General features: G+C 72.6%; 18 protein-coding genes. 10 read left to right on the plus strand and 8 right to left on the minus strand.

Annotated features, from left to right (window positions below; all coding sequences use genetic code 11):
- Window positions 1-95: 95 nt before the first annotated feature.
- A complete protein-coding gene (gene ggt, locus ACF08B_RS14655) occupies window positions 96-1,898 on the plus strand; it encodes a gamma-glutamyltransferase (RefSeq protein ID WP_392317663.1) in 1,803 nt (600 codons plus the stop codon).
- A 245-nt stretch (window positions 1,899-2,143) separates the two neighbouring features.
- Here ggt and ACF08B_RS14660 read toward each other — a convergent pair whose 3' ends face one another.
- On the minus strand, window positions 2,144-4,681 hold the full coding sequence (locus ACF08B_RS14660; protein ID WP_392317664.1) for an ATP-dependent Clp protease ATP-binding subunit: 2,538 nt from the start codon (window positions 4,679-4,681) through the stop codon (window positions 2,144-2,146).
- Window positions 4,682-4,940: 259 nt separating this feature from the next.
- The gene (gene map, locus ACF08B_RS14665) at window positions 4,941-5,717 is read right to left on the minus strand and encodes a type I methionyl aminopeptidase (RefSeq protein ID WP_392317665.1); all 777 of its coding nucleotides are present in this window, start codon (window positions 5,715-5,717) and stop codon (window positions 4,941-4,943) included.
- 64 nt (window positions 5,718-5,781) lie between these two features.
- Here map and ACF08B_RS14670 point away from each other — a divergent pair, with 64 nt between their 5' ends.
- The 9 genes from ACF08B_RS14670 to ACF08B_RS14710 all read left to right on the plus strand — a co-directional run bounded on the left by ACF08B_RS14670 (window position 5,782) and on the right by ACF08B_RS14710 (window position 16,720).
- On the plus strand, window positions 5,782-6,033 hold the full coding sequence (locus ACF08B_RS14670) for a helix-turn-helix domain-containing protein (RefSeq protein ID WP_093473530.1): 252 nt from the start codon (window positions 5,782-5,784) through the stop codon (window positions 6,031-6,033).
- 136 nt (window positions 6,034-6,169) lie between these two features.
- Window positions 6,170-7,417 carry a hypothetical protein gene (locus ACF08B_RS14675; protein ID WP_392317666.1) on the plus strand — a complete coding sequence of 416 codons (1,248 nt, stop codon included), beginning with the start codon at window positions 6,170-6,172 and terminating at the stop codon, window positions 7,415-7,417.
- Between the two features lie 303 nt (window positions 7,418-7,720).
- Entirely contained in the window at window positions 7,721-8,563 is an 843-nt protein-coding gene (locus ACF08B_RS14680; protein WP_392317667.1) for a nitrilase-related carbon-nitrogen hydrolase, read from the plus strand.
- A gap of 29 nt (window positions 8,564-8,592) precedes the next feature.
- Window positions 8,593-9,843, plus strand: coding sequence for an aspartate aminotransferase family protein (locus tag ACF08B_RS14685; RefSeq protein ID WP_392317730.1), 1,251 nt, complete (start codon window positions 8,593-8,595; stop codon window positions 9,841-9,843).
- Between the two features lie 120 nt (window positions 9,844-9,963).
- Complete coding sequence (locus ACF08B_RS14690; RefSeq protein ID WP_392317668.1) at window positions 9,964-11,547, plus strand: PucR family transcriptional regulator; 1,584 nt, start codon at window positions 9,964-9,966, stop codon at window positions 11,545-11,547.
- Window positions 11,548-11,702: 155 nt separating this feature from the next.
- Window positions 11,703-12,545: a nitrilase-related carbon-nitrogen hydrolase gene (locus ACF08B_RS14695; RefSeq protein ID WP_392317669.1), complete on the plus strand. Its 843-nt coding sequence runs from the start codon at window positions 11,703-11,705 to the stop codon at window positions 12,543-12,545.
- Between the two features lie 91 nt (window positions 12,546-12,636).
- On the plus strand, window positions 12,637-14,040 hold the full coding sequence (gene hydA, locus ACF08B_RS14700) for a dihydropyrimidinase (RefSeq protein WP_392317670.1): 1,404 nt from the start codon (window positions 12,637-12,639) through the stop codon (window positions 14,038-14,040).
- 11 nt (window positions 14,041-14,051) lie between these two features.
- Window positions 14,052-15,071: a TIGR03842 family LLM class F420-dependent oxidoreductase gene (locus tag ACF08B_RS14705; protein WP_392317671.1), complete on the plus strand. Its 1,020-nt coding sequence runs from the start codon at window positions 14,052-14,054 to the stop codon at window positions 15,069-15,071.
- A 122-nt stretch (window positions 15,072-15,193) separates the two neighbouring features.
- The gene (locus tag ACF08B_RS14710) at window positions 15,194-16,720 is read left to right on the plus strand and encodes an NCS1 family nucleobase:cation symporter-1 (protein ID WP_392317672.1); all 1,527 of its coding nucleotides are present in this window, start codon (window positions 15,194-15,196) and stop codon (window positions 16,718-16,720) included.
- A 16-nt stretch (window positions 16,721-16,736) separates the two neighbouring features.
- Here the strand turns inward: ACF08B_RS14710 and ACF08B_RS14715 are convergent, their stop codons facing one another.
- The 6 genes from ACF08B_RS14715 to ACF08B_RS14740 all read right to left on the minus strand — a co-directional run bounded on the left by ACF08B_RS14715 (window position 16,737) and on the right by ACF08B_RS14740 (window position 21,430).
- Entirely contained in the window at window positions 16,737-17,405 is a 669-nt protein-coding gene (locus ACF08B_RS14715) for a hypothetical protein (protein ID WP_392317673.1), read from the minus strand.
- Window positions 17,406-17,556: 151 nt separating this feature from the next.
- Window positions 17,557-18,111, minus strand: coding sequence for a hypothetical protein (locus ACF08B_RS14720; RefSeq protein WP_392317674.1), 555 nt, complete (start codon window positions 18,109-18,111; stop codon window positions 17,557-17,559).
- Complete coding sequence (locus ACF08B_RS14725; RefSeq protein ID WP_392317675.1) at window positions 18,089-19,372, minus strand: WXG100 family type VII secretion target; 1,284 nt, start codon at window positions 19,370-19,372, stop codon at window positions 18,089-18,091. Before ACF08B_RS14725 ends, ACF08B_RS14720 begins: the two co-directional genes overlap by 23 nt.
- A complete protein-coding gene (locus ACF08B_RS14730) occupies window positions 19,372-19,671 on the minus strand; it encodes a DUF6317 family protein (RefSeq protein ID WP_392317676.1) in 300 nt (99 codons plus the stop codon). Before ACF08B_RS14730 ends, ACF08B_RS14725 begins: the two co-directional genes overlap by 1 nt.
- Window positions 19,668-20,105, minus strand: coding sequence for an SAV_915 family protein (locus ACF08B_RS14735; protein ID WP_392317677.1), 438 nt, complete (start codon window positions 20,103-20,105; stop codon window positions 19,668-19,670). The genes ACF08B_RS14730 and ACF08B_RS14735 overlap by 4 nt, the downstream gene beginning before the upstream one ends.
- 260 nt (window positions 20,106-20,365) lie before the next feature.
- Complete coding sequence (locus ACF08B_RS14740; protein WP_392317731.1) at window positions 20,366-21,430, minus strand: biotin/lipoate A/B protein ligase family protein; 1,065 nt, start codon at window positions 21,428-21,430, stop codon at window positions 20,366-20,368.
- Window positions 21,431-21,438: the final 8 nt, after the last annotated feature.

Genomic DNA, 21,438 nt, shown 5'->3' on the forward strand with positions numbered 1-21,438 from the left:
GACGTGTGACGGTCGTGTGGCAGGCCACCGAGGCGTACTGTCGGTACTACGGCGATCTGGTTACGCTGCGCGGACTGTCCCGACGGGAGGTACGCATGGGTCGTCCTGGTACCCGGAAACTCGTGGTTCTGGCCGTCTCGGCCGTCGTGGTGTCGGCGGGCGCGACGGCGCCGCCCGCGGTGGCGACGGACGGCAAGCCCGCCAAGGTCCCCGTGGCGGTCGGCTACGGCGGAGCCGTCTCCAGCGTCGACGCGGACGCCTCCGCCGCCGGCATCGACGTCCTCAAGCACGGCGGCAACGCGGTCGACGCTGCCGTCGCCACGGCCGCCGCCCTCGGCGTCACCGAGCCCTACTCCGCCGGCGTCGGCGGGGGCGGCTACTTCGTCTACTACGACGCCAAGACCCGTACGGTGCACACGGTCGACGGCCGTGAGACCGCACCGCTCAGCGCCGACTCCGACCTCTTCACGGAGAACGGCAAGCCGCTCGCCTTCGCCGACGCCGTCAGCAGCGGCCTGAGCGTCGGCACCCCGGGCACCCCCGCCACCTGGCAGACGGCACTGGACCGGTGGGGCAGCGAGAAGCTCCGTACCGTCCTGCGGCCCGCCGAGCGGATCGCCCGCGACGGCTTCACGGTGGACGACACCTTCCGCTCCCAGACCGCGTCCAACGAGACCCGGTTCCGCTACTTCCCCGACACCGCCCGGCTGTTCCTGCCGAACGGACGGCTTCCCGAGGTCGGCTCCACGCTGAAGAACCCCGAACTCGCCCGCACCTACGAGCAACTGGGCCGCGAGGGCGTCGACGCGATCTACCGCGGGGACATCGGCGACGACATCGTCAGGACGGTCGAGCACCCGCCGGTCGACCCCGCCTCCGGCTGGAACGCCCGCCCGGGCAAGCTGGCCGAGAAGGACCTCGCCGTCTACCGCGCCAAGCTCCAGGCACCCACCAGGACGTCGTACCGCGGCCTGAACGTGTACTCCATCGCACCCTCCTCCTCCGGCGGCACGACGGTCGGCGAGGCCCTCAACATCCTGGAGAACAGCGACCTTTCGAAGGCCGACGAGGTGCAGTACCTGCACCACTTCATCGAGGCGAGCCGCATCGCCTTCGCCGACCGGGGGCGCTGGGTCGGCGACCCCGCCTTCGAGGACGTACCGACGAAAGAGCTGCTGTCGCAGCGGTTCGCCGACTCCCGCGCCTGCCTGATCAAGGACGACGCCGTCCTCACCAGCCCGCTCGCCCCCGGCGACCCGCGTCACCCGGCGGCCTGCGGCAAGGGCGGTACGACGGCGCCCACGACCTACGAGGGTGAGAACACCACCCACCTGACCGTGGCCGACAAGTGGGGCAATGTCGTCGCCTACACGCTCACCATCGAGCAGACCGGCGGCAGCGGCATCACCGTGCCCGGCCGCGGCTTCCTGCTCAACAACGAGCTGACCGACTTCTCCTTCACCCCGGCCAACCCCGCCGTGCACGACCCGAACCTGCCGGGCCCGGGCAAGCGGCCCCGCTCGTCCATCTCGCCGACGATCGTCCTCGACGGGCACAACCGGCCCGTCGTGGCGCTCGGTTCACCCGGCGGCGCGACGATCATCACCACCGTGCTGCAGACGCTCACCGGGTTCGTGGACCGGCGGCTGCCCCTGGTCGACGCGATCGCCGCACCGCGCGCCAGCCAGCGCAACGCGGCCCAGACCGAGCTGGAACCGGCCCTCTACAACAGCGACCTGCGGTCCCGGCTGGAGGCGATCGGGCACAGCTTCAAACTCAACCCGGAGATCGGCGCGGCCACCGGTGTGCAGCGGCTGCCCGACGGGAAGTGGCTGGCCGCCGCCGAGAAGGTACGGCGCGGCGGCGGCTCGGCGATGGTCGTGCGTCCGGCGCGCTAGGGCCTGTCGTTTGGATCAGGCCCGGCCTGGCCCACGGTGCCTTATCGGCTGGCCCGAGCGGGGCGTGGTGCGTGCAGCCGCAAGGCGGAGGAGGGCGGCGACGCGGAGCGTCGACAACCGACGACAACGCCGCGGATGTGCGTGCCACGCCCCGCGACGCGGGCATGATCCAAACGCCAGGCCCTAGGGCCCGCTTCGCTTGACGTCACGGCGCCGCGCCCCGACGGGGCGCGGCGCCGTGACCCTCACAACTCCGGTGCCGGGTGCGGGGCGTCACCGGTGCGGAAGTCCAGGCGCCCGTCCTTCACGTCCACCGTGACCCGGCTGCCCTCCGAGATCGTGCCGTCGAGCAGCAGCCTGGACAGCTGGTTGTCGACCTCGCGCTGGATGGTGCGGCGCAGCGGCCGGGCGCCGTACTCCGGCTGGTAGCCGCGCTCGGCGAGCCAGTCCACGGCCGCGGTCGTGAACTCGACCCCGACGCCCTGCCCGTCCAGCAGCCGCCGGGTGCCCTCCAGCAACAGGTCGGTGATCTGCCGCAGTTGCTCGCTGGTCAGCTGCCGGAAGACCACGATCTCGTCGATGCGGTTGAGGAACTCGGGCCGGAAGTGCTCGCGCAGCGGCCGCAGGATCCGCTCGCGCCGCGCCTCCTCGTCGGCCTCCGCGCCACCCGGCCCGAAGCCGATGCCGGCGCCCCGGGTGATCGCCTCGGAGCCGAGGTTGCTCGTCATGACGATGACGGTGTTGGTGAAGTCCACCGTCCGCCCCTGGGAGTCGGTCAGGCGGCCGTCGTCCAGTACCTGGAGCAGGATGTTGAAGACGTCCGGGTGCGCCTTCTCCACCTCGTCGAGCAGCAGCAGCGAGTACGGGTGCCTGCGCACCACCTCGGTGAGCTGCCCCGCCTCCTCGTGGCCGACGTACCCGGGCGGGGCGCCCACCAGCCGGGACACCGTGTGCCGCTCCTGGTACTCGCTCATGTCGAGGCGGACCATGCGGTCCTCGCTGCCGAACAGCGCCTCGGCGAGCGCCCGGGCCAGTTCGGTCTTGCCGACGCCGGTCGGGCCGAGGAAGAGGAAGCTGCCGATCGGCCGGTTGGGGCTCGAGAGCCCGGCGCGGGAACGCAGCACGGCCTCCGCGACCACCCCGACGGCCTCCTCCTGGCCGACGACCCGCTGGTGCAGGTGCGCCTCCAGGCCGAGCAGCCGCTCCTTCTCCTCCTGGGTCAGGCGGCTGACCGGGATGCCGGTCTGACGGGACACCACCTCCGCGATGGCCTCGGCCGTCACCTCCAGGTCCAGCCCCTCGTCGCCCTTGTCGTCGTCGCTCGCCTCGGTGATGCGCCGCTTCAGCTCGCCGATCCGGTCGCGCAGGTCCTTGGCCCGGTCGTAGTCCTCGTCCGCGACGGCCTGGTCCTTGTCGCAGACCAGCTGCTCCACCTCGCGCTCCATCGCGCGCACGTCCGCGCCCTTCGTCCGGGCGCCCAGCCGGACCCGGGCGCCCGCCTGGTCGATCAGGTCGATCGCCTTGTCCGGCAGCCGGCGGTCGGTGAGGTACCGGTCCGACAGCTCCACGGCCGCGACCAGTGCCTCGTCGGTGTAGCGGATCTGGTGGTGGGCCTCGTACCGGTCGCGCAGCCCGCGCAGGATCTCGATCGTGTCCGCGACGGTCGGCTCCGGCACCAGGACCGGCTGGAAGCGGCGGGCCAGCGCCGCGTCCTTCTCGATCCGGCGGAACTCCTCCAGGGTGGTCGCGCCCACGATGTGCAGCTCGCCACGGGCCAGCGCGGGCTTGAGGATGTTGCCCGCGTCCATGGCGCCGCCCTCGCCGCCGGAGCCGGCGCCCACCACGGTGTGCAGCTCGTCGATGAAGACGATCAGCCGGTCGGAGTGCGCGCGGATCTCCTCCACGATGTTGTTCATGCGTTCCTCGAAGTCGCCCCGGTAGCGGGTGCCGGCCACGACCCCGGTGAGGTCCAGGGCGACGACCCGCCGCCCGGCCAGCACGTCCGGCACGTCCCCGTCGGCGATCCGCTCCGCGAGCCCTTCCACGATGGCCGTCTTGCCGACGCCCGCGTCACCGATCAGCACGGGGTTGTTCTTCCCGCGCCGTGACAGCACCTCGATGGTCTGCTCGATCTCCGTGTCCCGGCCGATGACGGGGTCGACGCGGCCCTGCCGGGCCAGCTCGGTCAGATCGCGGCCGTACTTGTCCAGGGTGGGTGTGCCGGTGGGCCGCTGCCGCTCGGGGCGCGTCTGCGTGCTCTCCGGGGTCTCGGGCGGCAGGGAGCCCGCCGAGAACCGGGCCGCGTTCAGGATGTGCCCGGCCGCCGAGTCGGGGTTCGAGGCCAGTGCGCTCAGCACGTGCTCCGGGCCGATGTACCCGGCACCGCTGGCCCGCGCCATGTCGTGCGCGTCGAGCAGGGCCCGCTTGACGGCCGGGGTCAGCGACAGCGAGGTCGGCGGCGGGACGTCGCCCGCCTGGTGCTGCACGGGCCCGGAACGGTCGTCGATCTCCGTCGCGAGCGAGTCGGGATCCGCGCCGGACCGGCTCAGCAGGCTCCGGGTGGGCTCGGTGGACACCGCGGCGCGCAGCAGGTGCTGGGTGTCCAGATCCCGGCTGCCGTGCTCGGCGGCGTACTGGGCGGCCCCTTTGACCAGCTCCCGGGCCGGCTGGCTGAGCAGACGGCCGATGTCGATGTGGCGAGGGCGGTTGGCCCCGCCCACGGCACCGCTGAAGAAGCGGGCCAGGAACTCACCGAAGGGGTCAGGAGGGTAGCCGTTGGTCATGGCATGGGTTCCTTCGCTGACGACAAGCGGAGCGGCCGGGTAACCCAGGAGCGGGTTGCTCATGCCCACGATGTCACGATCCGTGGGGGTGGGCATGTTCGCCTTCGGGTGGGGATGCCCGTTCCGTCCGCCGCCCCTGGGGAGGGGCCCGTGGCCCGCGGGGCGGAGGGCGTCCCGTGCCCCTCGGGCGGGGCCGGGGGTGTGCTGCCGGGGGCGAGGGCCTCCCGCGGGGCCGGGGCGGGGGTCGCTGCCGCCCCGGTCAGAGGGCTTCCCGTGCCGTCAGGACGCGGGGTCCGGACTCCGTGACGGCCACGGTGTGCTCGGCGTGGGCCGCGCGGGAGCCGTCGGTCGTGCGCAGGGTCCAGCCGTCGTCGGCCTCGTAGTAGTGGTCCTTGCCGCTCGCGATCAGCATGGGCTCGATGGCGATGACCATGCCGGGGCGGAGGGGGAGACCGCGTCCGGGGCGGCCCTCGTTCGGCACCTCGGGGTCCTCGTGCATACGGCGGCCCACACCGTGGCCGCCGAAGCCCTGCGGGATGCCGTAGCCGGCCGTACGGCACACGCTGCCGACGGCGTGCGCGATGTCGCCGATGCGGTTGCCGGGCACGGCCGCCTCGATCCCCGCCGCCAGTGCCCGCTCGGCGGCGTCGACCAGCCGGAGGTCGGCCGCCCGCGGACGGCCCACCACGAAGCTGACGGCCGAGTCGCCGGCCCAGCCGTCCAGCTCGGCGCCGCAGTCGACGGAGAGCAGATCGCCGTCGCGGAGCCGGTACCGGGTCGGGATTCCGTGCACGATCGCGTCGTTGACCGACGCGCAGATCACCGCCGGGAAGGGGGTCGGCGCGAAGGAGGGGCGATAGCCGAGGAACGGCGACGACGCCCCCGCCTCGCGCAACACCTCCCGTGCGATCCCGTCCAGCTCCAGCAGGGAGACACCCACGCGCGCGGCCTGCCGTACGGCCGTGAGGGCCCGCCCGACGACCTGGCCCGCCGCGTGCATCGCGTCGATCGATGCGTCCGTCTTCAACTCCACCATGCCAATTACTATACCGGTATTTGAATGGGCGCCGCTCCGAGGGGGCGGTATTAGAATCGGTTCCATGGTGCGCACCCCTCTCACCCCCGAAGAGCGTGAACGCGGCGAGCGGCTCGGGCAGCTGCTGCGCGAGGCGCGCGGCGGCCGGAGCATGCCCGAGGTCGCCGCCGAGGCCGGTGTGTCGGCCGAGACCATCCGCAAGATCGAGACGGGGCGGGCGCCGACTCCGGCGTTCTTCACGGTGGCCGCGCTGGCCCGGGTGCTCGGCCTGTCGATGGACGACATCGTCGAGCGGTGCGCGCTCGTGGTCGTCTGACGCGGCCGTGCGCGCACCGGCCGGCCCCCCATGCTGAGCCGCCCGCAGGCTTCCCGAAAACTCTGCGTAGCAGTCCCGTAACACCACTGGTGTTGCCTACCGACCGGAATGCTGGCAGTCGGGCGGGAGCTGGGCGATGGCATGGGATCGACTCCCCGATCGGGTACGGGAGTTCGCGAGCTACCTGGACGGCCTCATGGCGCGCCTGGACCAGGGCGGAGGCTGGAGCGCGGTCTTCTGGCAGCGCGACCCGGAGGGCATGCAGGCCTGCCTGGACGGGCGGGAGGTGCTGCCGTGGGACGTGGTGGAGGCGCTGCTCCACGACCTCGGTGCGGCGTACGGCCCCGCCGCCGCGACGGCCGAACGGCAGCGGGCCCGCGCGCTGCACACCGCCGCGACCGGTGCGTACGACGCCCGGCCGGGCGCCCGGGACGCCCTGGCGGGCCGGCTCGACGCCATGCTCGGGGAGCAGCGGTACGCCGCCGAACGCCAGGCCGAACTGAGCCGCCTGCTGTCGGCGCCGGCCTCCCCGCACGAGGTGGAAGCCCTGCGCCTCGACCTCGCCTGGGCCCAGGACGACCACGACCGTGCCACCGCCCGCTGCGCCGAACTCCGCTCGCGTCTGGAGGAGTTGGCGCGGAAGCCGACGGAAGGGGCGGCGGCCCGCGGACGCCGTCGCGGCGGTGCCCGCTTCGCCGGGCTGGCCGGGGACGAGGCCGCCGCGGCGGCCGTACCGCGGACCCCGGTGCCGGTGGCGGAGCCTCGCGGTGGGCTGCGCGCGCCGCGGGGGGCCCGGTTCGCCGGGGCCGCGGCGGAGGCCGAGCCGGTGCCGGTCCCCGTCGAGGCGGTCGACGACGCGGCGGCCGCGGCCGTCGAGCGCGCGGTGGAGCGGCTGGCGCGGCTGCGGACGCAGGGGCGCAGCGGGGAGGCGCACGCGCTGCTGGTGGAGGCCACGGGATGGCCCGCCGGCCGGCTCCCGCTGCTCGCGGACGCCCTGCACCGGGCGGGGCTCGATGCCGACTGGGCGACCCTGCTGTGGGAGTCCGCCGCGCTGCCCGCCGAGCGCTTGGTCGACGCGGCCGACGCGCTGGCCGGGGCCGGCCGGGACGCCGACGGCCGGCAGATGCTCCGGCAGGGCGTGGTGCGCCCGGCGGAGCAGATCGGCGCCGCCGTGCTGCGGCTGGCGGGCGAGGGGCGCGGCCGGGAGGTGCGGGCCCTGCTGGACGCGTACGTGCGCATGCGCACCCCCGAAGAGGCCGCCCGGAGCGTCGCCGAGGCCCCCGACCGCCTCGTCCCCCTCCTCCTGGAAGCGGCCCGTGCCGTCTCCTCCGAACGCCACTGGGACCTCGTCCACGCCCTCCGCGTCGCCGGCCACGCGCCGTGACGCCCCCGCCGGGCCGTTCTGCGGGTCCCTGGTGCGCGTTGTGCGGGCCCAGGGACCGGTCGCCCTGTGGGGCGCCGGGGCGCGTCCCGGCCGGTGCCGCATCACCGGACAGGCGCGCCGACGGCCGGGCGACCGCCGGCCCTGGCCGGGCGGCCTCGCTCACCCACAGGAGTGTGAAACGTGATCGACTCCGCGGGTTGACGACGATGGTCTTGGCAAGGGGCGTCCGGAGGCTTACTTTCGTCCCTCTACGGCCTGCTCTACGGGCGTAGAGGCTCTGAGGTCGCGTCGAAGGAGCAGCTCATGGCCAACGTCGTCCGCGCCGCTCTGGTCCAGGCCACCTGGACCGGCGACACCGAGTCCATGGTGGCGAAACACGAGGAGTACGCCCGCGAGGCGGCCCGCCGGGGCGCGAAGATCATCGGATTCCAGGAAGTCTTCAACGCCCCCTACTTCTGCCAGGTCCAGGAGGCGGAGCACTACCGGTGGGCCGAACCGGTGCCCGACGGCCCGACGGTCCGCCGCATGGGGCAACTCGCGCGCGACACCGGCATGGTGATCGTCGTACCGGTCTTCGAGGTCGAGCAGTCCGGCTTCTACTACAACACCGCCGCCGTCATCGACGCCGACGGCACCTTCCTCGGCAAGTACCGCAAGCACCACATCCCGCAGGTCAAGGGCTTCTGGGAGAAGTACTACTTCAAGCCCGGCAACCTGGGCTGGCCCGTCTTCGACACCGCCGTCGGCAAGGTGGGCGTATACATCTGCTACGACCGGCACTTCCCGGAGGGCTGGCGGCAACTGGGACTCAACGGCGCCCAGTTGGTGTACAACCCCTCCGCCACCCACCGCGGTCTCTCCGCCCACCTCTGGCAGCTGGAGCAGCCCGCCGCGGCCGTCGCCAACGAGTACTTCGTCGCCGCCATCAACCGCATCGGCCAGGAGGAGTACGGCGACAACGACTTCTACGGCACGAGTTACTTCGTCGACCCGCGTGGGCAGTTCGTCGGCGACGTAGCCAGCGACAAGACCGAGGAACTCCTCATCCGCGACCTGGACTTCGACCTCATCGAGCAGGTGCGGCAGCAGTGGGCCTTCTACCGCGACCGCCGCCCCGACGCCTACGAAGGACTGGTACAGCCGTGAACGACCTCTACTCCCGCCACCGCCAGGTCATGCCCGACTGGCTCGCCCTCTACTACGACGACCCGCTGGAGATCACCCACGGCGAGGGACGGCACGTCTGGGACTCCGCGGGCAACCGGTACCTGGACTTCTTCGGCGGCATCCTGACCACGATGACCGCCCACGCGCTGCCCGAGGTGACCAAGGCGGTGAGCGAGCAGGCCGGGCGGATCCTGCACTCCTCGACCCTCTACCTCAACCGGCCGATGGTCGACCTCGCCGAGCGCATCGCCCAGTTGAGCGGCATCCCGGACGCCCGGGTGTTCTTCACGACCTCCGGCACCGAGGCCAACGACACCGCGCTGCTGCTCGCCACCACCTACCGGCGCGGCAACACGGTCCTCGCGATGCGCAACAGCTACCACGGGCGTTCCTTCAGCGCGGTCGGCGTCACCGGCAACCGCAGCTGGTCCCCGACCTCGCTGTCCCCGCTGCAGACCCTGTACGTCCACGGCGGCGTCCGTACCCGGGGCCCGTTCGCCCACCTCGACGACCGCGCGTTCATCGACGCCTGCGTGGCCGACCTGAGGGACATCCTCGGCCACACCCGGCCGCCCGCCGCGCTGATCGCCGAACCGGTGCAGGGCGTGGGCGGGTTCACCTCCCCGCCGGACGGCCTCTACGCCGCCTTCCGCGAGGTCCTGAACGAGCACGGCATCCTGTGGATCGCCGACGAGGTGCAGACCGGCTGGGGCCGCACCGGCGACCACTTCTGGGGCTGGCAGGCGCACGCCCGAGGCGGCCCGCCGGACCTCGTCACCTTCGCCAAGGGCATCGGCAACGGCATGTCCGTCGGCGGGGTCGTCGGCCGCGCCGAGATCATGAACTGCCTGGACGCGAACAGCATCTCCACCTTCGGCGGCACCCAGATCACCATGGCCGCCGGTCTCGCCAACCTCGCCTACCTGGTCGAACACGATCTGCAGGGCAACGCGCGCCGGGTCGGCGGGCTGCTCATCGAGCGGCTGCGGGCCGTCGCCGCCAAGCTGCCGGGCGTACGCGAGGTGCGCGGACGCGGGCTGATGATCGGCGTCGAGCTGGTCCGGCCCGGGACGGACGAGGCCGACCCGAAGGCGGCCGCCGCCGTGCTCGAGGCGGCCCGCGAGGGCGGGCTGCTCATCGGGAAGGGCGGCGGCCACGACACCAGCGCCCTGCGCATCGCCCCGCCGCTGTCCCTGACGGTGGCGGAGGCCGAGGAAGGGGCGGCCATCCTCGAACGCGCGCTGCGGAGTTCGTACTAGGCGCGTGGCGAGGGAAGCCGTGACGGGTCTCGTGGGCGGTCGTCCGCGGGGCCGTCGCGGCCGGTCGCGCAGATCCCCGCGCCCCGTCGGGGCGCCACCGTCCGAGCGAGGGATACGGCCATGGCATCCGACACCGACCTCCGCCACCCCGCCCGGCAGCCGTCCGAACCCGTCCTTTCCGTCCGCCAGGTGCTCACCCTGGAGCGGGTGCTCGCCGGGGAGCCGGAAGTGGTCGCCGGGGCCGGGCAGCTCGACCGGCCCGTGCGCTGGGTGCACGTCGCCGAGGCGGCCGACGTCGGCGTGATGCTCACCGGAGGCGAGATGGTGCTCACCACCGGGGTGCTCCTCGCCGGGGACGAGGCCAAGCAGGCCGAGTACATCCAGTCCCTGCACCGGGCCGAGGCCTCGGCCGTCGTGCTCGGCCTCGGCCGGGCCTTTCCCACCCCGCCCGAGGTGATGCGCCGGGCCGCCGAGCGGTGCGGGCTGCCCATGGTGGTCCTGCACCGGCCGTTCCCCTTCGCCGAGCTGACGGAGGAGGTCCAGTGCCGGCTGGTGCGCCGGAAGTTCGCCGCGGTCAGCCTGTCGGAGACCGTGCGGACCGCCCTCACCGGACTCATCACGGCCGGCGCCCCGCTCGGCCGGCTCCTCGACGAGGTCGCCCAGCACAGCGGCTGCCCGGTCGTCGTCACCAACCTCGCCCACCGGGCCCTCGCCACGGCGGGGGAGCGGTCCGCGGTGGACGACGTGCTGCGCGACTGGGAACGCATCGCCCGGCAGGCCGGCGGCGCCGCGGGAGACGGCTGGATCAGCGCCGAGCTGGGCGGGCGCGGGGAGCGGTGGGGCCGGCTGCTGCTGTGCGGCTACCGCGGCGACACGGCCACCGGACGGCTGCTCGCCGACCGGGCCGCCGAGGCGCTGGTCCTGCACCGCATGCTCGGCGGTGGCTCCGCCCACAGCTGGGAGGAGCAGTCCGCGCAGAGCCTGCTCACCGACCTGGTCTCCGGGGTCGTACCGGCCCGGCAGGTGCTGCCGCGGGCCCGCGCCGCCGGACTGCCGGTCAACCGAAGGACCTTCGTCCCGCTCGTCGTGCCCGGCGGGGACCCGGCCCGGCTCGGCCGGGTGCTGCGCATGCTGGGACTGCCCGGGCTGGTCGCCGAGCTGGCGGACGGGGCCACCGCGGTCCTGCTCAGTCTGGCCCGCGACCAGCACGCGCAGGCGCTCACCGCCCACTTCGCGGCCCGGCTCCGCGACGAGACCGACCCGGCGGCCACGGTCGCCGCCGCCGAACCCCGCACCGCCTGGGACGACGTGCCCGCCGGGCTGCGGGAGGCCCGGCATGTCGCCGAGGCCGTCGCCGACTCCACGGCCGCCCTCGACCCGCCGGCCGTCGTACGGCTGAAGGACGTCCATCTGCGCGGGCTGGTCCGGCTGCTGCGGGACGACCCGCACGTGCAGTCCTTCGCCGAGCGGGAGCTGGACGGGCTGCTGCGCGCGGCCGAACCGGAACTGCTGAACGTCCTGCGGACCTACCTGGCGACGGGCCGCAACAAGTCCCGTACCGCCCAGCTCCACCATGTCTCCCGGCCCGCCCTCTACCGCCGCCTGGAGGCGATACAGGGCCGCCTCGGCGTCGACCTGGACGACTTCGAACAGGCGGCCTCCGTGCACATCGCGCTCCTCGCGCATGACGCGCAACAGGGGTGAAACATGCGACGACCTGGGAAAACGGCGGTGAAACATGGGCCCACGCACACGTGACACGGTGGCACGCCCGGACCCCGCAGACGTGACACGCTGCCACTCAAAGGGGCCGTCCGGGCTTCCTAGGCTCTCGGCACACCGAGCTACCGGAGGTCCCGATGAGCCGAGTGATCCGAGCCGCCCTCTTCCAGACCGCCTGGACCGGCGACAAGGAATCCATGATCCAGGTCCACGAGCAGGCGGCGCGCGACGCGGCCGCGCAGGGCGCCCAGGTGCTCTGCTTCCAGGAGCTGTTCTACGGGCCCTACTTCTGCCAGGTCCAGGACAAGGCGTTCTACGAGTACGCCGAGCGGATCCCCGAGGGCCCCACCGTCCGGCGCTTCCAGAGCCTCGCCCGCGAGCTGGGCATCGTCCTGGTCCTGCCGATGTACGAGGAGGAGCAGCCGGGCGTCCTGTACAACACGGCCGCCGTGATCGATGCGGACGGCTCCTACCTCGGCAAGTACCGCAAGACCCACATCCCCCAGGTGCGGGGGTTCTGGGAGAAGTTCTACTTCCGTCCCGGCAACAGCGGCTGGCCCGTCTTCGACACCGCCGTCGGCCGGATCGGCGTGTACATCTGCTACGACCGGCACTTCCCGGAGGGCTGGCGGGCGCTGGGCCTCGCCGGCGCCGAGATCGTCTTCAACCCCTCGGCGACCTCGCGCGGGCTCTCCCGCTACCTGTGGCAGCTGGAGCAGCCGGCGGCGGCCGTCGCCAACGAGTACTTCGTCGGCGCGATCAACCGGGTCGGCGTGGAGGACCTGGGCGACAACGACTTCTACGGCACCACCTACTTCGTGGACCCGGAGGCCCAGTTCGTGGGGGAGGTGGCGAGCGACAAGGAGACCGAACTCGTCGTCCGCGACCTCGACCTGGCGAAACTCCGCGAGGTCCGCGACCGCTGGCAGTTCTACCGCGACCGCGCGCCGGGCGCGTACGGGCCGCTGACGGCGCCCTGACGACGGCGCCCGCAACGGCTCCGGCACGGGGCGCGGGGGACCGCGCGACCAGCCACCGACGACCCGCAGGCGACCACGAAGGAGAGGGACCATGAGCCGCCGAACAGTGATCCGCGGTGGTCTCGTCATCACCGCGTCCGACGAGATCCACGCCGACGTGCTGATCGAGGACGGCCGTATCGCCGCCCTCGCCGCCACCGGCACCCCCGCCGCCGAGGCGTTCGGCGCCGACCGGACCATCGACGCCACCGGGAAGTACGTCATCCCGGGCGGCGTCGACGCCCACACCCACATGGAGCTGCCGTTCGGCGGCACCTTCGCCTCCGACACCTTCGAGACCGGTACCCGCGCCGCCGCCTGGGGCGGGACGACGACGATCGTCGACTTCGCGGTGCAGAGCGTCGGCCACACCCTGCGCGAGGGCCTCGACGCCTGGCACGCCAAGGCCGAGGGCAACTGCGCGATCGACTACGGCTTCCACATGATCGTCTCCGACGTCAACCAGGAGACGCTGAAGGAGATGGACCTGCTGATCGAGGAGGGGGTCACCTCCTTCAAGCAGTTCATGGCCTACCCGGGGGTGTTCTACTCGGACGACGGGCAGATCCTGCGGGCCATGCAGCGCTCCGCCGAGAACGGCGGCCTGATCATGATGCACGCCGAGAACGGCATCGCGATCGACGTCCTGGTCGAGCAGGCGCTGGCCCGGGGGGAGACCGACCCGCGCTACCACGGCGAGGTCCGCAAGGCCCTGCTGGAGGCCGAGGCCACCCACCGCGCCATCCGCCTCGCCCAGGTCGCCGGGGCGCCGCTGTACGTCGTGCACGTCTCGGCGACGGAGGCGGTGGCCGAGCTGGCGCGGGCCCGGGACGAGGGGCTGAACGTCTTCGGCGAGACCTGCCCGCAGTACCTGTTCCTGTCCACCGACAACCTCGCGGAGCCCGACTTCGAGGGCGCCAAGTACGTGTGCAGCACCCCGCTCAGGCCCAGGGAGCACCAGGCCGCCCTGTGGAGGGGGCTGCGCACCAACGACCTCCAGGTGGTCTCCACCGACCACTGCCCCTTCTGCTTCACCGGCCAGAAGGAACTGGGCCGCGGCGACTTCTCCAAGATCCCCAACGGCCTGCCCGGGGTGGAGAACCGCATGGACCTGCTCCACCAGGCCGTCGTCGACGGGCACATCACCCGCCGCCGCTGGATCGAGATCGCCTGCGCCACCCCGGCCCGGATGTTCGGCCTGTACCCGCAGAAGGGCACCATCACCCCGGGCGCCGACGCCGACGTCGTCATCTACGACCCGCACGCCGAGCAGGTCATGTCCGCCGAGACCCACCACATGAACGTCGACTACTCGGCCTACGAGGGCAGACGCGTCACCGGCCGGGTCGAGACGGTGCTCTCGCGCGGCGTACCCGTCATCGACCAGCGGGAGTACACCGGACGCGCCGGCCACGGCGTCTACACCCCGCGCTCCACCTGTCAGTACCTCACCTAGGAGTGGCGCCCATGGACTTCGGACTCGTCCTGCAGACCGATCCGCCGGCCTCCCGCGTCATCAGCCTGATGAAGCGGGCCGAGCGCAACGGCTTCCGCTACGGCTGGACCTTCGACTCCGCCGTGCTGTGGCAGGAGCCGTTCGTGATCTACAGCCAGATCCTCGCGAACACCACGAAGCTGACGGTCGGCCCGATGGTCACCAACCCGGGCACCCGCACCTGGGAGGTCACCGCCTCCACCTTCGCCACCCTCAACGACATGTTCGGCAACCGGACCGTCTGCGGCATCGGCCGCGGCGACTCCGCCATGCGCGTCGCGGGCCGCAAACCGAACACCCTGGCGCGGATCAGCGAGGCCATGAAGGTCATCCGCGCCCTCGGACACGGCGAGGAGGCCGACCTCGGCGGCACGAAGATCCGCTTCCCGTGGATCAGGGAGGGCGCCGAACTCCCCGTCTGGATGGCCGCGTACGGCCCGAAGGCACTCAAGATGACCGGAGAGGAGGCCGACGGGTTCATCCTCCAGCTGTCCGACCTGTACCTCACCGAGTACATGGTGAAGGCCGTCAAGGACGCGGCCGTCGCCGCCGGACGCGACCCGGCGGAGGTGACGATCTGCGTGGCCGCCCCCGCCTACGTCACCGAGGACGACTCGCCCGAGGCCCTCGCCCACGCCCGCGAGCAGTGCCGCTGGTTCGGCGGCATGGTCGGCAACCACGTGGCCGACCTGGTCGACAAGTACGGCGAGCACTCCGCGCAGGTCCCCGAGGAACTCACCGAATACATCAGGGCACGACAGGGCTACGACTACTCCCACCACGGGCGCAGCGGCAACCCGGACACCCAGTTCGTCCCCGACGAGATCGTCGACCGCTTCTGCGTGATCGGCCCCGCCGAGAAGCACGTGGAGAAGCTGAAGGCGCTCCGCGCGCTGGGCGTCGACCAGTTCGCGGTGTACGACATGCACGACGCGCAGGAGGCGACGATCGACGCCTACGGCAGCCGGATCATTCCCGCCGTCAACTCCTGACCCCGCAGCCCGACTCGACCCCCCCCACGCCCCTCTTGGTCTCCCCTCCCCGCCGTCCCGGGGAGGGGGCTGGTGCCCGCAACGGCCATTGCCCGATCCCTCTCTCCCCGATTGGCCAGCCCATGACCGACACCGCTCCCACGGCCATACCCCTCTCCGGCCAAGTGACCCTGCCCGACGGGCGCGTGGAACTCGCTCCCGGCACCGAGCCGCCCAGCGGCCCGTACGCCAACGCGGACCTCCTCCCGGTCCCCGCGGCCAAGCGGACCTGGACGACGTACAACTTCTCCGCCCTGTGGGTCGGCATGGCCCACAACACCGCCTCCTGGACCCTGGCCTCCGGGCTGATCGCGGTGGGCATGGACTGGAAACAGGCCGTGTTCACCATCGCCCTCGCCAACCTGATCGTGCTGGTGCCGATGCTGCTGACCGGGCACGCCGGACCGAAGTACGGCATCCCGTTCCCGGTCTTCGCCCGCGCCTCCTTCGGCGTGCGCGGCGCCAACCTGCCCGCCGTCGTACGGGCGTTGGTGGCCTGCGGCTGGTTCGGCATCCAGACCTGGATCGGCGGCGAGGCCATCTACTTCCTCGCCGGCAAGCTGATCGGTGACAGCTGGGCCGACGCCGCGCGGATCGGCGGCCACGCCTGGACCATGTGGCTGTCGTTCGCGATCTTCTGGGCGATCCAGGTGGCGATCATCTACCGCGGCATGGAGACCATCCGGCGCTTCGAGAACTGGGCCGCGCCCTTCGTGATCGTCGGCGCGCTGGTGATGCTGTGGTGGATGAGCAACAAGGCCGGCGGCGTCGGACCGCTCTTCGACCAGCCGTCCGAGCTGGGCTGGGGCGGCGACTTCTGGAAGCTGTTCTGGCCCTCCCTGATGGGCATGATCGGTTTCTGGTCCACGCTGTCGCTGAACATCCCCGACTTCACCCGCTACGGCCGGAGCCAGAAGGCGCAGACCTGGGGCCAGGCCCTCGGCCTGCCGACGACGATGACCCTGTTCGCCTTCCTGTCGGTGCTGGTCACCTCCGGCTCGCAGGCCGTGTACGGCCAGCCGGTCTGGGACCCGGTCCAGCTCGCCGCCAAGACCGACAACGTGGTCGGCCTGATCTACGCCCTGGTGACCGTGCTGGTGGCCACCCTGTCCGTGAACATCGCGGCCAACCTGGTCTCCCCGGCCTTCGACTTCTCCAACGTCGCGCCCAGGAAGGTGAGTTTCCGCACCGGAGCGCTGATCACCGCGGTCCTCGCCGTGCTGATCTTCCCGTGGAAGCTGTACTCCGACCCGCAGGGCTACATCTTCACCTGGCTCGGCCTGGTCGGCGGTCTGCTGGGCACGGTCGCGGGCATCCTCGTCGCCGACTACTGGATCGTGCGCCGCACCCGCCTCGACCTCGCCGACCTGTACCGCACGGGCGGCCGCTACTGGTACGCCGCCGGCTGGAACTGGCGGGCGGTCGTGGCCTTCCTGGTGGGCGGCGTCCTCGCGATCGGCGGTGCCAGCTTCAAACCGCTGATCGACGGCCGGCCCGTCCCCGCGCTCTCCCCGCTCGCCGACTACGGCTGGGCGGTGGGGCTCGGCACCTCCCTGGTGCTCTACCTGGCGCTCACCCTGGCGACCGGCCGCAAGGGAGCCGCGGCCTGAGGCGGTCGGGGGGCGGTCAGCCGGACCGGCCGCCCCCCAGCGCGCCGACCGCGGCCTTCGCCGCCTTGATGGCCCCCTTGTTGATCTCGTCCGTGCTCGGGGCCTTCTTCGACTCGAAGTCACTGCCGTTGTAGGTGACGACCACCAGGGCGTTGGCCTTGCGGACCAGGACCACGCCTTCCCGGGTCTCCTGCTTGTCCTCGGTGGTGAGGTTCACGACCGAGTAGGCGGAGTCCCCGAGCCCGGGGACGGCGCCGCCGCCGCTCTTCTCCTCGACCCGTTGCTCGTACTGCTGCTTCGCCGCCCGGTCGGAGTCGCTGATCTCGAACGACACGTCGAGCCAGCGGTAGTCGAACCCCTTGAGCGCGTTCCAGGAGCAGGTGCGGCGCAGCTTGGTGTCCGTCGACGGGATCTCCTTGCCCGCCGTCTTCGCCCCGGGCACCAGGGACTCGACGGTCCCCACGGGCACGCTGCCGCAGGGGGAGGGCGCGTCGGCGTACGTCTTCACCGTGGCGTCGGACGACGGGGCGGAGGAGGACTCGGCGGGCGCACCCTGGGGCGCCGGCCGGTGCGTGGCCGTGGGCTGTGCGGCCGGGCCGGAGGTCAGCGCCCAGCCGGCGCAGGCGAGGACCGCGACCGGCGACAGACGCGCGGTGAGGGCGAGCGGCAGAGGAAGCAAACGCACGTCGCACTTCTCGTGGGGGACGGGGCGCGGAGGGGTCCGCAGTGTGGACGGGGACGACAGTGTCACACGACTGCCTGTGCGGCGGAAGGGCCAACTCCGCTGTGTGCGCGGCCGGTCACGGCACCCCGGTCACGACACTCTGTTTTGCCCCTTATGCTCCCTTCCGGGCCGCGGGCCCGGCCGCGTGCGCCTCCAGCCAGCGGCGGGCGCCGACCTCGCTGGGGTACTCGCGGACGGTGAGCCAGACGGCGAGCCGGCCGACGACATGGGCCGCGAACGCCGGCATCACGGGCGCGGCGAGCAGCACGAGCGCGCGGCCCAGGGCGATCCGGCCCGGGACACGCCGCTCGTGGTCGCGCCGGGCGCGCAGGACCCGGTCGGGATCGGGGGGATCCAGCAGCGCCTCGCGGAGCTCCCGGCGCTGCGCCACCCCGCCCCACACCAGCGCCACCGCGGACGCGGCCACCTGCACGCCGTCCCACACGCCCCGCACGGTGGACGGCAGCAGGTCGCGGACCCCCTCGTACAGCCCCAGCGCGAAGAGGGAGAACAGGGCCATGACGAGAACGGCGAACACCGCCGTCCGGGCTCGGCGCAGCCAGTACGGCGCGCCCCGCCGGTACCACGTCCGGCCCAGCCGCGGCAGGTCCGGGACCGGGACGGAGTATCCGGGGGCCGGGGCCTCAGAAGATGCTCGTGACGCCATGCCAGACATCCTTCGCCAGTCGCTTTCCGTCGTCGACGGTCTCCGAGGCGACGTGCGTCGTCCCGGTCCACACGCCCCCGACGACCCCGTGGTCGTGGATGTCCTCGCTCCAGTGCTCGTGGAAGGCGTGGTCGAGGACGGACGTCGCGGCGACCACCGTACCCACGCCGACCGCCGCGACGGCGACCGCACCCTCCACGGGCAACGCCGCCGTGATCGCCACCCCGGCGGCCAGGCCGCCGAGGGCGACCCCGCCGTCGACGACGACGGAGTGCTGCCAGGACCAGCCCTTGTCGTGGTCGTCCTTGGCCTCGATCAGACCGCACGCGGCGGCCGCGGCGACGTCCAGGACGGGCAGCTCCCGGAGCGCCTCCGGCAGCGCCTCCAGACCCTTGCCCAGCCGCAGCGCGTCGGCGGCGTCGACCAGTTTGACGTTCAGCGCACGGTCGTACGGCAGCTTGGTGCTGCCGTTGTCGGCGCGTGCGATGTCCTCCTCCAGCGCGCCGACCTTGTCGACCGCGTCGCGGTAGGCGCTCTTGGCGGGCAGGTCGTCGGGCATCCTGCGGCCCTGCTGCTGGAACACCTTGCGCTCCGCGCGCAGCTGCTTCTTGGCCGCCTCCGCCTCCGCCCTGGCCGAGTCGATGTGCGTGCGGGCCTCCTTGCCGCCCGCCCGGGCGTCCTCGGCGTCGTACGCGTACAGGCCGCGCAGCGCGTCGTACAGGGTGACCTTGTCACCCGGCGACACCGAGCCGTCCTTCGCGGTCACGTTGTCGTACAGCCCCTGCAGCTGCTTCGCCGCCACCAGCCGCGCGTGCTGCGCGGTGTGCAGGATCTCGTCGCGCGCCTCGGCGTACTCGTTCATCGCGGAGACGGTCTTCCGGTCGTCCGCGCTCGGGGGAGACGCCGTCATGATGGGCTGCGGCGCGCCCCTGGGGTCCGTCGCCACGCCCTTGCGGGCCGCGATGTGCTGCGCGTTCTGCAGCGACGTCTCGCACGTGGACAGCGCGTCGGCGAGCGTCTGGAGGATCTCGCCCGCCGCGTGCACCAGTTCGGCGAAGCCGCCGGCGGCCAGCGCGTCCTCGCTCCACCTGGCGCGGAAGCCCTCGGCCGCCTCGCCCTTCCAGCTCGCGTCGCCGACCAGCTTCTCGACGGAGCCGCTGAGCGGCTTGACCACGTCGTCGAGCTTGTCCTTGGCGTTCTTGTACGTCTCGGCCATCGTGCGCAGCCCGCCGATGTCGCCGCCGACCCAGCTGTCACCCATCAGTTCTCACCCGCCATCAGATCCTCGAACACCCCGTGGACGTCCACGTCGTGCCGGTGGAAGGAGTCCCGGGCGTAGGCGACCTTGTCCCCGTGGTCGTCCATCCGGTCGGCCATGCCGATGTGCAGCGCGACGATGAGGTCCGCGACCTCCTTGACGGCCGAGTCCAGCCCCGCGTCGCCGCCGGCGGCCACGGGCGGCGCCACGTCGGGGTGCAGCTTGCGGTAGTCGCCGGCCTGCTCGTGGAACGTCTTCGCCATCGTCGCCAGGTCGTCGTAGACCGCCTTGAAGTCGCTCACCGGCGCACCTCCCGCGCGTAGGCGGCCACGTCCCGCGGCCGCCAGTGGGGTTCGCCGGGTGTGATCGCCGGGTCGAGCAGCACGGGCACGCCCTGTTCGGCCACGTTCTCCGCGAGCGGGCCGAGCGAGGCGGCGACCCACGGCTGCGCCTCGCCCAGGGCCTCGGTCAGCTTCCGCGGCGTGCTGAACGCGAACGCCACGGTGCCGTGCGCGGGATGCCCGAACAGTTCGAGGACGATGAAGGGCACGCGCGCGGGGCGGCCGTTCGCACCGGTCCCGGCGACGGACCTCGGATGCGCCGGTACGCACACCGGCGTGTGGTACGCGGGCACACCCGGCCGGGGGCGGGCACGCTCGTCCGCGGCCGGGCCCGGCGGCGGGGCCGCCGCCACGAGGTCCAGCAGCTGCGAACGCGGCGGATCCTGCCCGGGCACCCGCTGTCCCGGTGGATCCGGCTCCAAGAAATCGAGCAGGCGTGAACGTATCGGCGCCCCCACCGCCGTCACCTCTTTCCCGTGGTCCCGTGGTCCCGTGGCTGATCCGGGCTCGACCACGGTAGCCAGCGGGCGGCGGGCCAAATCCGGCTATGTCGGGGCGGTCGCCCGGGAGTACACGGAACTCATACGGCCCCTTGGCCCGGGGTGGGGCAGCCCTTGACCCGTTCCTGAAGCACCCTCGCCCGGGAGGCCGGCGGCTACGGCACCCGCGCCGTCCACTCGGGGGCCCCGAACTTGGTTTCGGCCAGCGCCCGGGCGCGCGCCAGCTCGTCGGCCGTGACCTCGCCCCGCACCAGCCCGTACCGCGCGCGGAAGGACTCGATCATCCGGTCGATGACCGACTCGCGCGGCAGCCCGGTCTGCCGGCGCAGCGGATCCACCCGCTTCTTCGCGCTCCTCGTCCCCTTGTCGGACAGCTTCTCCCGCCCGATCCGCAGCACCTCGACCATCTTGTCGGCGTCGATGTCGTACGACATGGTCACGTGGTGCAGCACGGCCCCCGGCCCGCCGTCCGGGCCGACGATCCGCTTCTGCGCCGCGCCCGCGATCTTGCCCTGGTCGGTGGCGATGTCGTTCAGCGGCTGGTACCACGCGCGGATCCCCATCTCGGCGAGGGCGCCCAGCACCCAGTCGTCCAGATAGGCGTAGCTGTCCTGGAAGGACAGGCCCTGGACCAGCGACTCCGGCACCGACAGCGAGTACGTGATCGTGTTGCCGGGCTCCACGAACATCGCGCCGCCGCCGGAGATCCGCCGCACCACCTCGATGCCGTGGCGGGCCGCGCCCCGGGGGTCCACCTCGTTGCGCAGCGACTGGAAGCTGCCGATGATCACCGCCGGGGCGCCCCACTCCCACACCCGCAGCGTCGGCGGCCGCCGGCCCGCCGCGACCTCCGCCGTCAGCACCTCGTCCAGCGCCATGTGCAGCGCCGGGGCCTGCGGGCCCTCGTGGATCAGCTGCCAGTCGTAGTCCGTCCAGTCCGTGGCACGGGCCAGCGCCCGGCGCACCGCGACGCCGACGCCCTCCGAGGTCAGGCCGTACATCACCGTCCCGGCGGGCAGCGCCGCGTCGATCCGCGCGGCCAGCCCCGCCGCGTCGGTGTCCGCCGGAGCACCCTCCAGCGCGCCGTTCACCGCGTCCAGCGCCTCGTCGGGCTCCAGGAAGAAGTCACCGGCCACCCGCACGTGACGCAGCGCCCCGTCCTCGACCTCCAGGTCCGCCACGACGAGCTTGCCGCCGGGCACCTTGTACTCACCGTGCACTGCCAGGG

The organism is Streptomyces sp. NPDC015139 (genome assembly GCF_043079785.1).
GTDB classification, from domain to species: Bacteria; Actinomycetota; Actinomycetes; order Streptomycetales; family Streptomycetaceae; genus Streptomyces; species Streptomyces albidocamelliae.